General features: G+C 69.0%; 14 protein-coding genes. 8 read left to right on the top strand and 6 right to left on the bottom strand.

Features of this window, described 5'->3' with window-relative positions:
* The first annotated feature begins 13 nt into the window (after positions 1-13).
* The 4 genes from Sco07f_RS23260 to Sco07f_RS23245 all read left to right on the top strand — a co-directional run bounded on the left by Sco07f_RS23260 (position 14) and on the right by Sco07f_RS23245 (position 3,334).
* Positions 14-1,210, top strand: coding sequence for an ATP-binding protein (locus Sco07f_RS23260; protein ID WP_108989069.1), 1,197 nt, complete (start codon positions 14-16; stop codon positions 1,208-1,210).
* Positions 1,207-2,253: a ParA family protein gene (locus Sco07f_RS23255; RefSeq protein WP_108989068.1), complete on the top strand. Its 1,047-nt coding sequence runs from the start codon at positions 1,207-1,209 to the stop codon at positions 2,251-2,253. The genes Sco07f_RS23260 and Sco07f_RS23255 overlap by 4 nt, the downstream gene beginning before the upstream one ends.
* Before the next feature lie 114 nt (positions 2,254-2,367).
* Positions 2,368-2,823 (top strand): ATP-binding protein, encoded by a 456-nt coding sequence (locus tag Sco07f_RS23250; protein ID WP_244942129.1) that lies wholly within the window; start codon positions 2,368-2,370, stop codon positions 2,821-2,823.
* A 103-nt stretch (positions 2,824-2,926) separates the two neighbouring features.
* Entirely contained in the window at positions 2,927-3,334 is a 408-nt protein-coding gene (locus Sco07f_RS23245; protein WP_108989067.1) for a hypothetical protein, read from the top strand.
* A 6-nt stretch (positions 3,335-3,340) separates the two neighbouring features.
* On the opposite strand, the gene Sco07f_RS40370 is transcribed toward Sco07f_RS23245, so the two are convergent.
* Both Sco07f_RS40370 and Sco07f_RS23230 read right to left on the bottom strand, forming a co-directional pair.
* The gene (locus Sco07f_RS40370) at positions 3,341-6,514 is read right to left on the bottom strand and encodes a type ISP restriction/modification enzyme (protein ID WP_244942128.1); all 3,174 of its coding nucleotides are present in this window, start codon (positions 6,512-6,514) and stop codon (positions 3,341-3,343) included.
* A 684-nt stretch (positions 6,515-7,198) separates the two neighbouring features.
* The gene (locus Sco07f_RS23230; protein WP_108989065.1) at positions 7,199-7,852 is read right to left on the bottom strand and encodes a hypothetical protein; all 654 of its coding nucleotides are present in this window, start codon (positions 7,850-7,852) and stop codon (positions 7,199-7,201) included.
* Between the two features lie 66 nt (positions 7,853-7,918).
* Between Sco07f_RS23230 and Sco07f_RS23225 the strand changes: the two genes are divergently transcribed.
* Together Sco07f_RS23225 and Sco07f_RS23220 are read left to right on the top strand one after the other, a co-directional pair.
* Entirely contained in the window at positions 7,919-8,251 is a 333-nt protein-coding gene (locus Sco07f_RS23225; protein WP_108989064.1) for a deoxyxylulose-5-phosphate synthase, read from the top strand.
* A gap of 29 nt (positions 8,252-8,280) precedes the next feature.
* Positions 8,281-9,117: an SMI1/KNR4 family protein gene (locus tag Sco07f_RS23220; protein ID WP_108989149.1), complete on the top strand. Its 837-nt coding sequence runs from the start codon at positions 8,281-8,283 to the stop codon at positions 9,115-9,117.
* Positions 9,118-9,139: 22 nt separating this feature from the next.
* On the opposite strand, the gene Sco07f_RS23215 is transcribed toward Sco07f_RS23220, so the two are convergent.
* The 3 genes from Sco07f_RS23215 to Sco07f_RS23210 all read right to left on the bottom strand — a co-directional run bounded on the left by Sco07f_RS23215 (position 9,140) and on the right by Sco07f_RS23210 (position 11,570).
* Complete coding sequence (locus Sco07f_RS23215; protein ID WP_244942126.1) at positions 9,140-10,447, bottom strand: serine/threonine-protein kinase; 1,308 nt, start codon at positions 10,445-10,447, stop codon at positions 9,140-9,142.
* Positions 10,447-11,043: a protein kinase domain-containing protein gene (locus Sco07f_RS40770; protein WP_244942125.1), complete on the bottom strand. Its 597-nt coding sequence runs from the start codon at positions 11,041-11,043 to the stop codon at positions 10,447-10,449. Before Sco07f_RS40770 ends, Sco07f_RS23215 begins: the two co-directional genes overlap by 1 nt.
* Positions 11,044-11,201: 158 nt before the next feature.
* Entirely contained in the window at positions 11,202-11,570 is a 369-nt protein-coding gene (locus tag Sco07f_RS23210) for a hypothetical protein (RefSeq protein WP_108989063.1), read from the bottom strand.
* Positions 11,571-11,834: 264 nt separating this feature from the next.
* Here Sco07f_RS23210 and Sco07f_RS23205 point away from each other — a divergent pair, with 264 nt between their 5' ends.
* Both Sco07f_RS23205 and Sco07f_RS23200 read left to right on the top strand, forming a co-directional pair.
* Complete coding sequence (locus Sco07f_RS23205; protein WP_108989062.1) at positions 11,835-12,488, top strand: PASTA domain-containing protein; 654 nt, start codon at positions 11,835-11,837, stop codon at positions 12,486-12,488.
* 244 nt (positions 12,489-12,732) lie between these two features.
* Positions 12,733-14,496, top strand: coding sequence for a hypothetical protein (locus Sco07f_RS23200; RefSeq protein ID WP_108989061.1), 1,764 nt, complete (start codon positions 12,733-12,735; stop codon positions 14,494-14,496).
* Positions 14,497-14,538: 42 nt separating this feature from the next.
* Here the strand turns inward: Sco07f_RS23200 and Sco07f_RS23195 are convergent, their stop codons facing one another.
* Positions 14,539-15,378, bottom strand: coding sequence for a BRCT domain-containing protein (locus tag Sco07f_RS23195; RefSeq protein ID WP_244942124.1), 840 nt, complete (start codon positions 15,376-15,378; stop codon positions 14,539-14,541).
* Positions 15,379-15,399 lie beyond the last annotated feature (21 nt).

Raw genomic sequence — 15,399 nt, 5'->3', positions numbered from 1 at the left:
CAGAATATGCGGGGTGAACGCACACGACGCAGACCTGGCCGACGTCCTCGGAACCCGTGAGAGCGCGACCCTGGAGTTCAAGCGGACCGCGAAGAGGGAGGGCAAACGCGGCGACGCCATCGGCAATGCCGTCTGCGCTATGGCCAACGATCTCTCCGGCAAGGGCGGAGGCGACATCCTCATCGGCGTCGCCGACGACGGGACCCCGGTCGACGACGTGGACGTCAGCGACCGCGCTCTCCTGGCCCTGACCGACCTCCGGGACGACGGCAGGATCCTGGACCGGCCGTCCTTCACCGTTCAGGCCGCGGTCTACCGGGGCAAACCCGTGGTCCACATCCACGTGGAGGCATCGGCCGCGCTGCCCGTACGCTTCGACGGAGTCGTATGGGTCCGGCCCGGTCCGACCACCCGCAAGGCCACCCGTGAGGACGAGCGCGTCCTCACCGAGCGCCGGCGGGCCGGAGACGGGCCCTTCGACACGAGGCCCGTGCCGCGCGCGAGCCTCGACGACCTGGACCTCGAACTGTTCCGGACGGCCTACCTGCCCTCGATGGTCGGTCCCGAGGCCATCGAGGAGAACGGACGGCCGGTGCCCCAACAGCTCTCCTCCCTGCACCTCACCACCCCGGACGGACGGCCCACCACCCTCGGGACGCTCATCGTCGGGCTCGACCCGAGCAGCCACATCCCCGGTGCGTACGTGCAGTTCGTCCGGTACCAGGGGGTGGACCTCGACGCTCCCGTCGCCGACGACCAGGAACTGCGCCAGAACATCGTGGGAGTCGCGTCCCGGCTCGAGCCCCTGCTGCGCAGCAACATCCGTACCCGACTGGTGGAGGAGGGGTTCCGTGAGACCCCTCAGCCCGACTACCCGCTGGAGGCGCTGCGGGAAGTGACGATGAACGCCCTGATGCACCGCAATTACGAGACCTCGTACGCGCCCGTGCGCATCGCCTGGTTCGACGACCGGATCGAGGTGACCAATCCCGGAGGGCCGTACGGTCAGGTCAGGGACGACAACTTCGACCGCGTGACCGACTACCGCAACCCCTCCCTCGCGGCCGCGATGAAAGGGCTCGGCTACGTGAACAGGTTCGGGCGTGGCATCGGCCGCATCCAGGCGGCGCTCGGACGCAACGGAAATCCCCCCGCCGAGTTCCAGGTCGACGACTTCTCGTGGGCCGTCACCCTCCGGAGGGCATCATGAGCCGGACGTCGATCGCGCTGTTCAACAACAAGGGCGGAGTGGGGAAGACAACCCTGACCTACCATCTAGCGCACATGTTCCGAAGGCTCGGGCTCACCGTGCTGGCCGTCGACCTCGACCCACAGGCGAACCTCACCTCGATGTGCCTGGACGAGACCGAGATCGAAGAGATCTGGGAGAACCCGTCCGAACTCATCGCTCAGGGCGCCGTTCCGTCCGCCCTGCCCGGGACCGGCCGCGTACGCAGCGGGCAGACCATCGCCGACGCGGTGCGGCCGATCCTGGAGGGCACCGGAGACGTCGCCCGCGTCGAGCCGGCCGAACTGCAGGACGGGCTGTGGCTGCTGGCGGGCAGCCTGGACCTGAGCCGCTTCGAGGACAAGCTGTCCAACGAGTGGTTCAAGACCTTCGCCGGGGACATTGCGGCGATCCGTACGACCACCGCGTTCCACCGCGTCATGGAACAGGCCGCCGAGGCCGTCCACGCGGACATCGTGCTGATCGACGTGGGCCCGAACCTCGGGGCGATCAACCGGTCCGCGCTGATCGCGGCGGACACCGTGCTCATGCCGCTCGCCGCGGACCTCTTCTCCCTGAAAGGGCTCAGCAACCTCGGCCCCACGCTGCGCGAGTGGCGCAGGAACTGGCAGCAACTCGTCCTGCCCCAGGTGCCGAAGGGTTTCTCGGCGCCGCGTGCCGGGATGCGCCCGCTCGGGTACGTGATCATGCAGCCCGAGATGCGTCTCGACCGGCCGGTCAAGGCGTACGAGCGGTGGTTGGAACGCATTCCCTGGGTCTACTCGGCCGCTGTGCTGGGGGAGGATCCCAAGGAACTGAGCGACGACCGGCACAGGATCGCCACGTTGCGCAACTACCGCAGCCTCATGCCGCTCGCCCACGACGCGCGGAAACCCATGTTCGACCTGAAGGCGGCCGACGGCGCGCTCGGCAGCACCCAGAAGTACGTGCAGACCTGCTACCGGGAGTTCCGCGCACTCGCGGAAGGAGTACTGGCCAGGACGGAAGAACTGGCCGCGGAGTGACCGACCGGTTCCCGCGGCGGGTGAGACCAACAGGCCCGTACAGCGGCCGTACCGCGTGACCGGGTACGGAGGTCCGACCTCGCCCGGCCGTCTGCGTGACGGGACGGTGACTCCGTGAAGTCGACCAACATCAGGGTGGAACCGCCCACCGGTGCCCCCCCCCACCTCACCGTCCGCCTCAGCAGCACTGCACGCGGAGCCCGTCTCGCCCGCCGTCTCGCCGGACAGCAGCTCGCGGCCTGGGGAGTCCCGTACGACTCCGAGACGTCACGGGCCGTCGCCCTCGTCACGACCGAACTGGCGGCCAACGCCGTCACCCACGGTCGTACTCCCGGCCGGGACTTCCGCCTGACGCTGCTCCTCCTGTCCGAGCACGGCGTCGTCCGCGTCGAGGTGACCGACACCCGCCCGGGGCACCGCCCCCGCGACCCGGCGGCCGAACCGGCGGCGTCCGACGCGCCGTCGGGGCGTGGACTGCTGCTCGTGGCGGCGTACGCCGAACGATGGGGCTGCGAGGTGCGGGACGCGTACACGAAAACGGTCTGGGCGGAGGTCGGACGACCCACCTGACTCCCTGCCGCGCAGGCAGAGTCGGGCAGAGCCCCCGTAGACACCGTGGCACGGGTGCGTGACGCGAGTCTGTGCCCCGCACGGTGCGGGCCATACTGGGGCCATGCTCGATCCCATCGGACAGCTGCCGCCGCTCCAGCACCACCTGTTGCGGGAACTGGACCTCTGCGACCTCCCGGCACCCGAAACGAACCCGGAGTCCTACGCGGCCCGGGACCTCGACACGGACGCGGTCCGGGACGCCCTGCCCACCCTGCTGTGGGCCGGGCTGGTCGAGCAGCGCGACGGGGACCGGGGCGAGCTCCGCCTCACCGCCACCGGAGCGGCGGCTCTGCGTACAGCGGAGTGCGACGAGCTGGCGGCACGGTTGAGCGCGGTGGTGTCCTTCGCCGACACCGTGGCGCGCGGTGCGGCGCCCCACTCCGCCGGACACGCCCTGAGACGGCTCGCGGAGGGGACGTGGACCCTGGAGCAGGCCGAGGCCCACGTCGCGGCCGGCGAGGGTGCGTAGCCGCGGTCACGGTTCGTCGGCCGGTCGGTCGAACTCCAGCACGACGCGTCGACGGGCACGGTCAGCTCTGGGCTGCGGCGGGAGGACGCCCGCCGACGTGAGGTCGGTGACGGTGACGACCGGGGAGTTCACGATCCTCGTGGTGAGGGCCTGCTGAGCCGGAGCGAGGTCGACCAGGCGGCGCAGGACGGACAACAGGTCGATCAGCTCGCTGGACCATTCGCTCGGCCACGCCGTGATGTGGAGGTCGTCCAGCGGGCTGGTCCTCCGGCTGGTGGGGGAGGCCTTCCGGTAGCCGAACCACTTCTTCACGATCCGCATGCCGCCGACTTCGTAGTTCCAGACCTCGGGCGGGACCCCCGTGAAGGTGCCCCGTCCTACGTGGAGGGTGCCGCTCTCCTCGTCGTAGGCCAGCGTGTCGGGCACGGCGGAGCCGATCGGAGTCACGTAGCGCACCTGGCGCAGGTCTTCCGGAGGGAAGCCGACGCCCTCCTGACCGGACGCCGGTGCGTCGGGCGGATCGCCCCGCTCGCCGTAGGTGGCCGCCCACAGGAACGCACGGCCGACACGGACTGCCTCGCTCCACAGCTCCGGATCGCGGGTGAGGGGCAACCGGACGCCCGGGGTGAGCAGTTCCTCGGCGAACTGCTCGGTGAAGGCGCTGTGCCCGGCGACGGCCACGGCGTAGGCGGCGAGGTCGTGCACGGTCACCCCGTCCAGACCGAGGACACCGGACAGGTACCGGAGCAGGCCGGTGGGCACGTTGGCGCTGCCGTCCGGGTGGAGGACGGGGTGCACCCTTCCGCCCCGGCCGTTGAAATGGTGCGTGTCCGGAAGCAGCGCCGTCGCCACCAGCGCGGGGCCGCCGTCGATCTCGTGGCTGCTCTGCTGGTTGAGGAACACCTGCCCGGGCTGGAGCGACTCCCACAGGTCGGGCCGGGGGAAGTCGAGCACCCGGTTGTCGGCGATGAGCCACTGCCGGTCGAAACTGCGCAGGGCGATGCGCAGGAGCGGTGGGCGAGCGTGGGATTCCTCGTCGACGGTCCGGTCGGGATGCGGGAAGCCCGGCAGGCACGCGGGGCGTGTGTCGAGTCGACGATCCCGCGTCTCCTTGAAGAGGAGGGCCTTGGTCTCAGGGTCCTCCTCGCCGCCGAGACGGGCACAGCGGCGCTGGAGGACCGACGGGTGAGGCGACGTGACCCAGGAACGGTTGGTCTTACAGCCCGGACTGCCCCAGGGAAACAGCGCCTCCAGCGCCGGATACTCCTCCCAGCCGGACAATGCCGCAGGAGTGAAGGGCCGTATTCCTTCCGTATGCGCGTCCCGCCAGCCGTCGTCGTCCAGACCCACCGCCCGGAGCTGAGCGAACTTCTCCGCACGCTTGCCGTGCAGGGCCCGGTAGTGGATGCGCGCGGGACCGGTGGCGTCGTGGTCCGCGCGCCGGACGAAGACGCAGATGGACAGTGGCTGGGCGACGTGCGGAAAGACGCGGGTGGCCACGTCCGAGCGTTGTCCCTCGGGCGAAAGGCTGATGACCCACCCCTCGTCGCACGTCCCGCGCAGGTAGTCCCGCATGCCCCGCCCCGCAGGGCCGGTGGCGAACGCGGACGGGGTGATGAAGCAGACCAGGCCGTGCCGGTCGTCCCCGTGGGCGTCGAAGACCTTCCACGTGGCCCAGCGCCAGAAGTAGACGTACAGGTTCTTCAGCGCGTGCTCGTAGCGGCCGTTCCCGGGGTGACGGAAGTCGTCCAGGGGCGGGCGGCCCTGGCCCTTGACGCGCTTCTCGATCCAGCCGCCGCGGTTCTCGGCCTTGTCGTCGTAGGGCGGGTTGGAGATGACCACGGTGACGGGGACGTTGGCCTTGACGTGGTTGGCGCGGGCACGGGAGACCGACAGGGCCGCGTAGGTGGAGGCGAGCTGCTCCTCCTGGACGTACGGGTCGTCGAGCGTGTCCGTCACGTGGAGGTTGAGTCCGCCCGGCGGGAGTTCGGCGCCGTGCTTCTTGAGCAGGTCGGCGGCGCGGAGTTCGGCGACCGCGAAGGGGCCCATCTGCAACTCGAAGCCGTAAAGGCGCCCGGCGAGGCGGCCGATCGCGTCGCGCGCCATGGCGTCGCCGGAGCGTTCGGCGGCCTGCCGCGCCACCCGCTCGATGATCGTGTGCAGGTAGGTTCCCGTCCCCATCGCGGGGTCGACGATGTGGACGCCGTCGTCGCCGTAGCCGCTGGCCTTGCCCAGGCGGGTGTGCAGGACCTCCTCGGCGAGGCGCACCATCTCCTCGACCACCTGGTGCGGGGTGTAGTAGGAGCCGCTGTGCCGGCGCAGGTCGTCGTCGTAGACGGAGAGGAACGACTCGTAGAGGTGGAGGTACGCGTCCCGGTTGCCCTGCCGGATGGTCTCCCACTCGACGCGGTCCACGGTGCGGGCGAGGAGGTCCAGGGTCACCTCGAACCGCTCGTTGACGTTGTCGGTGAGGAGTTGGAGGGCCTTGCCCATCAGGGCGTGACCGGCGTGGAGCTGCCGTCCGATCTCGTGGAAGCTCGTGCCGGTGACCCGGATGCCTTCCGTGCGGGCGAGGAGCAGGGCGAAGGTGACGGTCTGGGCGTAGCCGTCGGCGAAGGTCGCGTCGTCGGCGGTGGGGAAGAGCAGGCGGCGCCAGTCGCTTCTCAGCCCGGTGAAGGGTCGCTCGACGGTGGGCTCGTCGGCGTCCATCCCGCCTTCCGCGCGCAGTTGTTCCCGCACGGCCTCGCGCAGGAGCCGGCACAGCGGGGCGATGTGCTGGACGAGGACCGAGACCCGTCGGACTCCCTGCGGCTCCCAGAGGAGCACCGTGCGCGTGAGCGCGTCGAAGGCGGCCGGATCGGCGGCGGCGAGTTTCACCCCGGCGCTCTTCAGCGAACCGGACAGCACGACCTCCTCGCCGACCTGCGTGCCGTACTGGAAGAGGCGCCAGTGAGTGCCGTTGGTGTAGAGCAGGTTGGGCAGGTCGCGCAGGCGCTGCCACTGCCGTCTGTCGTGACCGGTGAAGGTGTCGGGGTCTACGCTCTTACCGGGCCGCTTCACCTCGATGTAGCCGGTGATTTGGGCGCCGACGCGTACGGCGTAGTCGGGCCGCACACCGAGGTGCGGTATGCGAGTCTCCGGATGCCAGCTGATCTCGCGCAGGGCGTGGTGCTTTCCCATGGCGCCGAACAACTGCTCCAGTGGGCCCCGGATCGCCGCCTCACGATCACCAGGCCCCGCCAAACTGCGCTTGCACTCAGCGCCGAACGCCGAGACGGCGTCCTGTAACCACTGCAGGCGTGCGTCAGCCATGGTCCCCCCAGACCTTGGGCCCCGGACGTGACACGGAGCCGACCCCTCCTGATGCGCAGTATGGGGCAGTTTTTGACCAAACGGCAGGGCGCGTACATCGGTTGGTGTGCGCTGCTCATGCGCTCGTACGGCTGTGCACGGCCCGAGTTCCCGGCCTCGCCGTTGGCGTGTATGCGTCGTGAGTGTGCGGCACCCGCCACCGGAGGGCAAGGGTGTACGCACAATTTCGCAGATTCGTTGTGAACTTAGTGCATGGAAATCAACTGGATCGTGCCACCCGCGCCGACCAGGTGGACATTTCTCTGACGTCCCACTGCGAGGTCCCATGCTCGACCACCGTCTCGTGAAGACAGTCGTGATCGGTCACGAGAACTCCGACCATCCGGTCATCCTGCCGATGGATGCATGGGAACTGGACCGCTGACGCAAGGCGCACCCCGCTTACAGCTACTGGTGCGGACTGCAACTCGGCGGCTGTGAAGAGGAGCTGAGCGACAGGCGGTACACCACCAAGGTGTGCCGCTTCGCCCACCATCCGACGGCGCCGGTGTGCTACTGGAAGAACAACGGCGAGTCCAGCGCCGAGGCACGGGCGAGCGCGGCCGTCACCGGAGCTGCGTGGCCCGGCAGTTGTCGGGATGCCCAGGAGGCAGCCAGGGCCAGGAACTCGGCCAGGTCGCACTCCGCTCCGCTGAGCAGGCACCGCAGTTCGCCGGCGGCGAGCTCGATCATGGGACTGTCGTCCCGGTCGGCGTCCACGGTCAGACGGGCGACGTCGCCGTGCCGTTCGGCGAGCGGGGACGGATCGTGGCCGAAGGAGGCCCAGCCGTTTCCGTCGAGGACGCCGAACCAGTCGCCGCGTTCCTCAAGGCCGTTGCAGCAACCCGGCAGCAAGGTGACGCCGGAGGCCGTGTCCGTGACCCGCAGGCCACCGGACGCCACGAGACAATCCTGGGTGAGCAGGCCGTGCAGAAAGGCCCCGAGAGGGTCCGCGGGCCGTGGCGTGTGGTCGTCGGCCGTCGGTACGACGTCGTTGTGGGCGGCGATGCTCATGACCGCCGTGCCGACTTCAGTGGGAGTGAGCGCGCCGCTGAGGGGGAGGAAGCCGTACGGCTCGATGCCGGCGACCGGCCAGAGCGTGAAGCCGGAGGGATCGGAGACCTCGAGGACGGGCTGCAACACGATCACCGGAAGAGTGTGCGACACGTCGTATCCTCTTCGCACTTTCATATTTCTGTCGAGTTCCGCACGGCCGCCACCTACCCTGACGGCATGGGCCACGCAAAGACCTCCTATGTCTGCCTGCCCTGTCGGGCTTCGTACAAGCAGTCCTACGACAGGGACAGGCCGCATCGGACCTGCCCCCGTTGTGCGGAACCGCTGATCCACGTGGGATCGGCCTTCGCGACGCCCCCGCGCCGGGATACGGCGGCTTGGCGAGTGCTGTCCGTCCTTCTGCACGCGGGCGTCCACTTCCACAAGAGCTGCTGTGGTGGGCCCGGATACCGTCCGCGCACCCTGAGGGAGATCCGCGAGCGCATGGCGCACGCCCGTCGCACGGACGAGTCCTTCGCCAGGGCGCTCGTACGCCACGACGTGCCGTGACGGAGAACGCAGGACTGGCACAGTTGGTGATGCCGCCCCCGGTCCCCGTCGACGCCCGTGGAAGCTGGCCGGCAGTGGAGGCCGAGCTCGGAATGCGGTTTCCCGAGGATTACAAGCATCTCGTCGAGGCGTACGGGTGGGGCGAGTTCTGTGACTACCTCAATCTTTGCACCCCGTTCGGCACGAACAGGCACAACGGCCTCGTGTGGCAGAACGGCAGGCCGTCCGGTATGGCGGCGAGGTACCGGGGACACTACCCGTACCCTCTCCACCCAGCTCCGGGCGGACTGCTGATCTGGGGCACCACCATCGACGCCGACCGGCTCTGCTGGCTCACCACGGGGACGGCCGAGAACTGGCCCGTCGTGGTGTGGAGCAGTGAAGGCTGGTACGAGCCCCATCCCATGAGTGCCACCGGGTTCGTCGAGGCATGGGTCAGGGGACGCATCGACTCCCGGCTGCTCGCGGACATGGAGCCGGGGCTGGCCCCGTGGTTCAACGCGTTCCGGCCCCGCAACCACCGCTGCCTGCGCCTCACAGAGGGGCCGCTCGCCCACGACCAGCGCCTGGCGATCCTCCGGGACGCCCTGGCCCCGACCGCGGACCGGGGCGCCTGGCGCTCCGAACAGGGGGATTCGGGCCAGGACCACTTCGCCACCGTCGGTGCCGACTGGCTGCTCACCTACGACATGTCACACCCACACCAGATCCGGATATCGTTCCCGCCGGAGGACGGCCCGGAGATCCAGCGACACCTCTTCGCCGCCGTCCGGAGGATGCGGTGCGAGGTGACCCAGATCAGCGCGTCCGACGGCGTGCCGCTACCTGCCTGGGGCACGGTCGCCGACGAGGACACGCAGACGTAGGCGCATGCCCCGTGGGAGTGGCTCAGGTGGAACAGTCGGACTGCGAGGTGAGCGTGCCCCAGCGGATCATCAGGTAGCCCGACCCGCCGATCTCCGCCACGGCGTAGCGGGTGTACGGCCAGCCGTCGCCCGAGGTCTGCCTCTCGTGTGCGAGGGCCCGGCACGCCTCGTCGGCGACCATGTCCGCCCAGGTCTCGATCTGTCCCTGGTTCCACATCAGGTACTCCGACCAGACGTACATGGCCGAATGCCCCGGGTCGAAGCCCACCTTGATCTGGTCGTGGCCGAGCGTCTGGTCGGTGCCGAGCGTTTCGCCCATCGCGTTGGTCCGCTCGATGATCTTCGCGGTGGCGCGGTCCGCGACCCGGATCTCGGTTCCGTCGGTGCTGGGGATCATCGCCTCCCCGAGACCGTTCTCGTCCGGCTCCCAGTCCTGTCCTGTGCCGTAGGCCGCGTCGGTGCCGTCCTCAAGAGCCGATCGGCACTGAGCGTCGGCGACGAAGTCCTCCTGCCATGTCACTTGCGGGGCACGGCCCTTCTCCTCCCGCACCGTGACGTACGTGCGGTAGGGCAGCTCCGGGTGAAGGCGGAGCACGACGTCCCTCACCGTCGCGCACATGGATCTGGCGATCTCTGTTTCCGCGGACGTGATCCCGTGCTCGTCCTCGGAGTCCAGTGCATACGAGAAGTAAACCTCCTCGCGTGACTCACGAAACCTCACCGCCCTCAGGGAGAGTCGGTGGGTTCGAGGTCCCCGGGCGAGGACGCCCATGTCGTGCAGCGTGGCGCGCGCCATGTCGTGCTCACCTTCGCCCTGAGCCGTACGCGCCTGCCCCCAGCTCCCCGCGTCGGCCGAGCCCTCGCCCGAGGCCTGCTGTTTCCTCCCCGCTGTGCCGTCCTCAGCGGTACTCGCGGAGGGCGGTGTGGACTTGGCCGAGGCGAGGGGTGACGCCGAGGGAGTGGCGGAGGCCACCTGTTCGCGGTTGCCGTCGTCGCCCGGCATCAGGGCGGCCGTCCCTCCGGCCAGGCCTCCGACGACGGTGGCGACGAGGATTACGGCGCCCACCAGTCGTCGCTTCGGCCGATGACGCTCCGGGGGCACATGCCAGGCCGGGTCGGCCTCGGCGGGCACGTCCCAGAGCGCCGTGACCATGTCCACGGCCGTCGCCGGCACCGCGCCGGTCGGTAGCACCTGGGAGGCCAGCAGTTCCACGCACGTCCGGGCGGCCTCGGCGGCCGACGGGCGTGCGTCCGGCTCCTTGGCCAGCGCCTTCTCCACGACCCGGCACAGCGGTCCGGGGACTCCGTCCAGGTCCGCTTCCCCGAACATCACGCGGAACGCGACCACATCCGGTGCGCCGGTGCCGAAGGGCAGCCTTCCGGTGGCCGCGTAGGCCCGGAGCGCTCCCCAGGCGAACACGTCGCTCTCGGGGCCGGTGGTCCACGTCCGGTATTGCTCGGGGCTGATCCAGCCGGGGTTCGGGTCATGACACCGGTGCGGGTGACGCTGGTTCCGTCGGCGGCGTGGGCGATCCCGAAGTCCAGAACGCGCGGGCCGCCGGGTGTCAGAATGGCGTTCTGCGGCTTCACGTCGCGGTGCACCACACCCGCGGTGTGGATGGCCGCCAGCGCCTGCTCGGTGGCCGCCGCGAGCGCGTACAGGCTGCCTCCGGCGAGCGTTCCGTGGGCGAGGAGGTGCTGGTGCACTGTCAGGCCGGGGACGTACGCGGTGGCAAGCCACGGGGTTTCTGCGTCCGGGTCGGCGGTGAGGAGGGGGACCAGGTACGGGCCGGTGACGCGGGAGGACAGCTCCACCTCACGCCTGAAGCGGGCCCTGAACTCCGGCTCCTGGGCCTGCTCCGGATGAACCACCTTCACCGCGACGCGCGTTCCGTCGGAGCCGACACCCGCATGGACGGTTCCCATGCCTCCTGCCCCGAGACGGCCGATGATCCGGTACGGACCTATGCGGGAGGAGTCGCCGGAACGTGCCGGCTGGATTCTTCCGCCGGAGCCGTTCTCACTCACAGAATGTTCCTTCGTACGGGGAACTAGGGTGGTCCGTCCCACCTGTCCACGAGCCTTCAGCGAACGGAGAAGTGACTCGAGAGCTGATTGATCTCCTTGACCCACAGCTCAATCTCCTCACCCGGCCGCTTGTACGGCGCACGCCGGGCCAGTTTGAAGAAGCCGCCGGACGGTCGGCCGGTCTCCCGCAGGACCACGAGCGCCGAGAGCAGGGGCAGTGACCCGTCCGGACTTTCCCGGACGGAGGCGTCCTCGAGCAGGTAGGGCATGGGGCCCTCGAAGGCGGGGACGTGGTGGCCCCTCCGAGCCAACTCGGTGCTGAGATCGCCGTACGTCAGCGGCGCCGCACCCGCGCGTGCCCGCTCCCGCAGGATGTCGACCACGGCGTCCAGCGCCTGCTCGTACTCCGGTGTGTCCTTCTTCATTGCCCCCTCCCCGCCCCGGTGTTCGGCTCTGAATCGGCTCAGAGCCCAAGCGCCCCGCCTGCCGAAGGACAAGGTGCACGTCAGATTTCTAGCACAGTGTTGTGAACTGAGTGCACGAACGGCATACTGATCAGGCCGGTGCCGCCGAGCAGGTCCGGCTCACCGCCGGTGGAGTACCTCTCCGGGCTCGGCCGACGGGACAACGGGTCCCGCCCTTGTCCGCGCGACGGACCACTCTCATCTGCAACAGCTTTGGGGATCACCATGCGCATCACCCGTGTCTCCGCAGCCGTGACGCTGCTGCTCGCAGCGCTCACCGCCTGTGGCCCGACCGCCGACACCGTCACGGACGACGCCGCGTCCACCGCCGCACCGGCTTCCGAGGCGCCGGTCACCGGCACCGGCGAGGCGGCCGAGGAGCCCTCGGCCGACACCGAGTCCACCGCGACGCTGCCGGACATGACCGGCAAGGGCCTGCAGAGCGCCCAGGACGAGGCGCAGGCCGCCGGCTTCTACCTCCTCACGTCGCACGACGCACTCGGCCGGGGCCGCAACCAGCTGCTCGACCGGAACTGGAAGGTCTGCGCCCAGACTCCGGCGCCCGGTGCGCACGCGACGGGCACGGAGGTCGACTTCAGTACCGTCAAGCTCGAGGAGAGCTGTCCCGCCGGTGGCGACCAGGGCGAACCCGAGGAAGCCGGGTCCACCATGCCGGACTTCGCGGGCAAGTCGGTCAAGGTCGCCCGTCAGGCACTCGACGGTTCCACCAGCATCACGGTCGAGGACGTGTCCGGCGAGGACCGGATGGTGCTCGTCGAGTCCAACTGGCAGGTCTGCTCGACCGACCCGGCGGCCGGGGCGGAGCTCGACGGACAGCCGGTGACGATCGGGGCGGTCAAATTCGGCGAGAGCTGCTGACCGCGTTTGGGCTGCGGCGCAGGTCAGTTCCCTACCCGGGGTTCGGTGTCTGCTTGGAGAATCTGTAGAGGTGCTGGTCCGTGCTGAATCACGGAGGGTGAGCGGACAGGCGAGCGCACGGCCAGGTTGATCCGGAATCAGCGCCGGTGGATTCGGACCGAATCGCAGGGTGCCGAGCCGTAGAATTCGTTGGGGAACGCCGACGACGTTAGTCCGTGGCGCGCCCTCACTGGGAGGAGATCGCATGCAGGGACCTTCGGACTCGACGGGGACCGCCGAGCCTGAGGAGAACGGCCGGTGCAGGACCGCCGAGTCGCCAGTTGTGGACGATCCGACGTCCGACTCGGACATCGACTCGGCGTCGACGGTCCTGGTGGAAGTGCTTCCGGGGGTGGCTCTCGTCGCCGGTGAGGTCCCGCCGGAGCTGAAGCCCGATCTGATCGACTTCGGAATCGTGCCGGCTGCCGACCGCAAGCAGATCTCGTCGATCCTCGCCTCGATTGGGAACGCGGCGACCGTGGCCGGGAACCTCGGAAACGCGTTCGCCGGCGTGCAGGGGCTCTACAGGATCGGCGACACGGCCCAGGCCCTGCTGAAGAGCGGTGCGACGCTCGCCGTCAAGGACGGCGGAAACCTCGGAACGGTGATGGTTCCGGGCCGTTTCTTGCATCAGGCCCGCTTCTACCCCGTGGAAGCGGTGAGCAAGGCGCAGACCGCGGCCTCGATCGGGCCGGCGCTGGCAATGGTCGCCCTTCAGGTGATGCTGAGTGAGGTCTCGGGCCTCGTCAGGATCAACCTCGCAGTGACAAGTCAGGTCCTCACTGCCATCCGCAAGGAGCAGTGGGCCGAACTGACGGGACTCGTCGTCGCCGTCGATCGCGCGGTCGACCAGGCGCGAGAGATTGAATCGGTCCCAACGTCCCTGTGGGACGACGTCGCGGGTAGTGGAGCGCTGTTGCAGAAGCAGCTTGAGCTCTACCAGGGGAACGTCCGCGACCACGTCAGGCAGATCGGTCGGCCCGACGTACGCAGCCACCGTGAGTATCTGCAGACGAACGCCGAAGCCATCGCCTTCGACGCCTACGCCCTCCTGTCCTCCCTCAAGGCATGGACCGGGTATCACGCGCTCCGCGCCGCGAGGGCAAGGGCCGCTGGACGCGAAGATGCGGCCGAGGCGCAGTACGCCGAAGTCATCGCGCGCGACACTCGCGCGGAGTTCGACTCCGCTCTTGCCGAGGCGACCGGTCTCATCGATGCGCTGATGCGGGAGCTGCGCATCACTGCCGAGCTCCCCGGCCCCGACGCATGGCCGCTCCCGGGGAAGCGGAAGGAGGTGAAGGCAACCCGCGAAACTTCCGCCCGTCTTCTGGAGGCGATCGAGCCTCTTGCCGATGCTCTTCATCCGCCGGTTCCTGTGCTCGAGGCTCCAGACGCTGTCTGTGCCCCCAAAACGCTGGTGCTCGAGCCGTACCTTCGCATCCTGCGATGGTTCCTCGAGGACGGCGAGACCCTCCGTGTCCTTGGTTTCCCCGACCAGCTCGACGCTCTCGGACCCGTTTCTGCGATCCTCAGCGGAGCGAAGGAGAAGTTGGCGACAGCGAGGGACAAGGCCGCGGTAAAGGCACTGGTCGCTGTCACGGATCGCCGCATCATCACGGCCAAGACGAATGCCTTCCTCGAGCAAGGCGAGATCGGTCAGGACATCCCGACCGACCGAGTGCGATACGTCCGGGCAGCCACCACACAGGACAGAAGCGCGCGCTTGGCGGTCGACCTCATCACGCGCGACGAGAACATCCGGTGGCTCTTCCACGCTGATATCGACAACACTCAAGTGGACGCGCTCGCCGCCGTGCTTGCTGAGTCGATGACGATCCCGGACGTTGAACGCGATGCGCTGCAACGGCGGCGGTACGCCGCCATCGAGGCGGGCAGTGGGGTCGAGAGTACAGGCACGGGGTCCATGGAACCGACTGATTCCGAGTCCGTGACCTGCGATGCCGATTAGAGCGCGTGCACAGGACGGCCGTCCTGTGCACGCATCTCGCTCTTAGACGTCGGTGAAGCCAGGCGCCCACGTAAGTCGTATGCCGGCGGAGTGGGCCAATGAGGACCACCGGGGGTCCACCGGACGCTTCTCCAGCACCAGGACGGGGTGCAGGCGGCGACCGGGGTGGGCGGTACGGAGTTGGTGTGCGTAGTCGAGGACCTGTCCGATGCCCAAGCGGATCTGTTGGTCTTCTCTCGCTCCCGTCAGACTCTTGACCTCGGCTATGAATACATCCGTCCCGCGTGACCACCCCGCGTCGAACGCGGGAGAGCCCGGCGCGTGGGTCCGTACCTCGATGCCCTGACCGGAAAGGTGCGCGAGGAGCGCACCCACCGTAGCCTCGTGCGCGGCCGTCGCCTTGTCGAGATGGTTCAGATCGAGTGTGAGATCCACGGACGAGCGTTGGCGCGGTCGGCGCACCTGAAGGGGGCCGCCGAGAATTTCGCTCCGGGGTGGAGCGGCCGCCACGGGGCGTACCCGCCCGGCACCCGACTTCCTCAGTTTCAGGCACGGGGCAGGCCGCCGTTTGAGCAGCCTTGAGAAACCGTCGGCGTCCACGACACAGACGTGCCGTCCTCCGTTGCGTGAGGCATCGGCGTCGACGAGCTTGCTGCTGTATTCCCGGCGGCTGTCCGTCACGACCTTGCTGGCCAGATCGCCGTAGACAACCAGAGTGACTTTTCGTGAGAAGTCGGTCTTGGCCACCGCCCCGCGATTCTTGGCCAGTTGCGCACAGCGCATCCTGACCGTCCACTCGCCGTCGACCAGCACGCGACCCGTGAAGCAGATCGTATGGCCGCCGAGGCCGCGGACGGTACCTTGGCACGTCCTGCCCGACATTGCTCCTCCTCTCGACTCGCT

The organism is Streptomyces coelicoflavus (assembly GCF_003112555.1).
In the GTDB taxonomy this organism is placed as follows: domain Bacteria; phylum Actinomycetota; class Actinomycetes; order Streptomycetales; family Streptomycetaceae; genus Streptomyces; species Streptomyces coelicoflavus.
Note: the sequence above shows the minus strand (reverse complement) of the source record. Positions and strands in the feature narration are given on the sequence as shown.

Excerpts from the sequence above, each read along its gene's own strand:
- Sco07f_RS23255 (WP_108989068.1), top strand. The coding sequence starts at position 1,207 with ATGAGCCGGACGTCGATCGCGCTGTTCAACAACAAGGGCGGAGTGGGG.
- Sco07f_RS23245 (WP_108989067.1), top strand. The coding sequence starts at position 2,927 with ATGCTCGATCCCATCGGACAGCTGCCGCCGCTCCAGCACCACCTGTTG.
- Sco07f_RS40370 (WP_244942128.1), bottom strand. The coding sequence starts at position 6,514 with ATGGGAAAGCACCACGCCCTGCGCGAGATCAGCTGGCATCCGGAGACT.
- Sco07f_RS23225 (WP_108989064.1), top strand. The coding sequence starts at position 7,919 with ATGGGCCACGCAAAGACCTCCTATGTCTGCCTGCCCTGTCGGGCTTCG.
- Sco07f_RS23220 (WP_108989149.1), top strand. The coding sequence starts at position 8,281 with ATGCCGCCCCCGGTCCCCGTCGACGCCCGTGGAAGCTGGCCGGCAGTG.
- Sco07f_RS23215 (WP_244942126.1), bottom strand. The coding sequence starts at position 10,447 with ATGTTCGGGGAAGCGGACCTGGACGGAGTCCCCGGACCGCTGTGCCGG.
- Sco07f_RS40770 (WP_244942125.1), bottom strand. The coding sequence starts at position 11,043 with ATGGGAACCGTCCATGCGGGTGTCGGCTCCGACGGAACGCGCGTCGCG.
- Sco07f_RS23210 (WP_108989063.1), bottom strand. The coding sequence starts at position 11,570 with ATGAAGAAGGACACACCGGAGTACGAGCAGGCGCTGGACGCCGTGGTC.
- Sco07f_RS23205 (WP_108989062.1), top strand. The coding sequence starts at position 11,835 with ATGCGCATCACCCGTGTCTCCGCAGCCGTGACGCTGCTGCTCGCAGCG.
- Sco07f_RS23200 (WP_108989061.1), top strand. The coding sequence starts at position 12,733 with ATGCAGGGACCTTCGGACTCGACGGGGACCGCCGAGCCTGAGGAGAAC.
- Sco07f_RS23195 (WP_244942124.1), bottom strand. The coding sequence starts at position 15,378 with ATGTCGGGCAGGACGTGCCAAGGTACCGTCCGCGGCCTCGGCGGCCAT.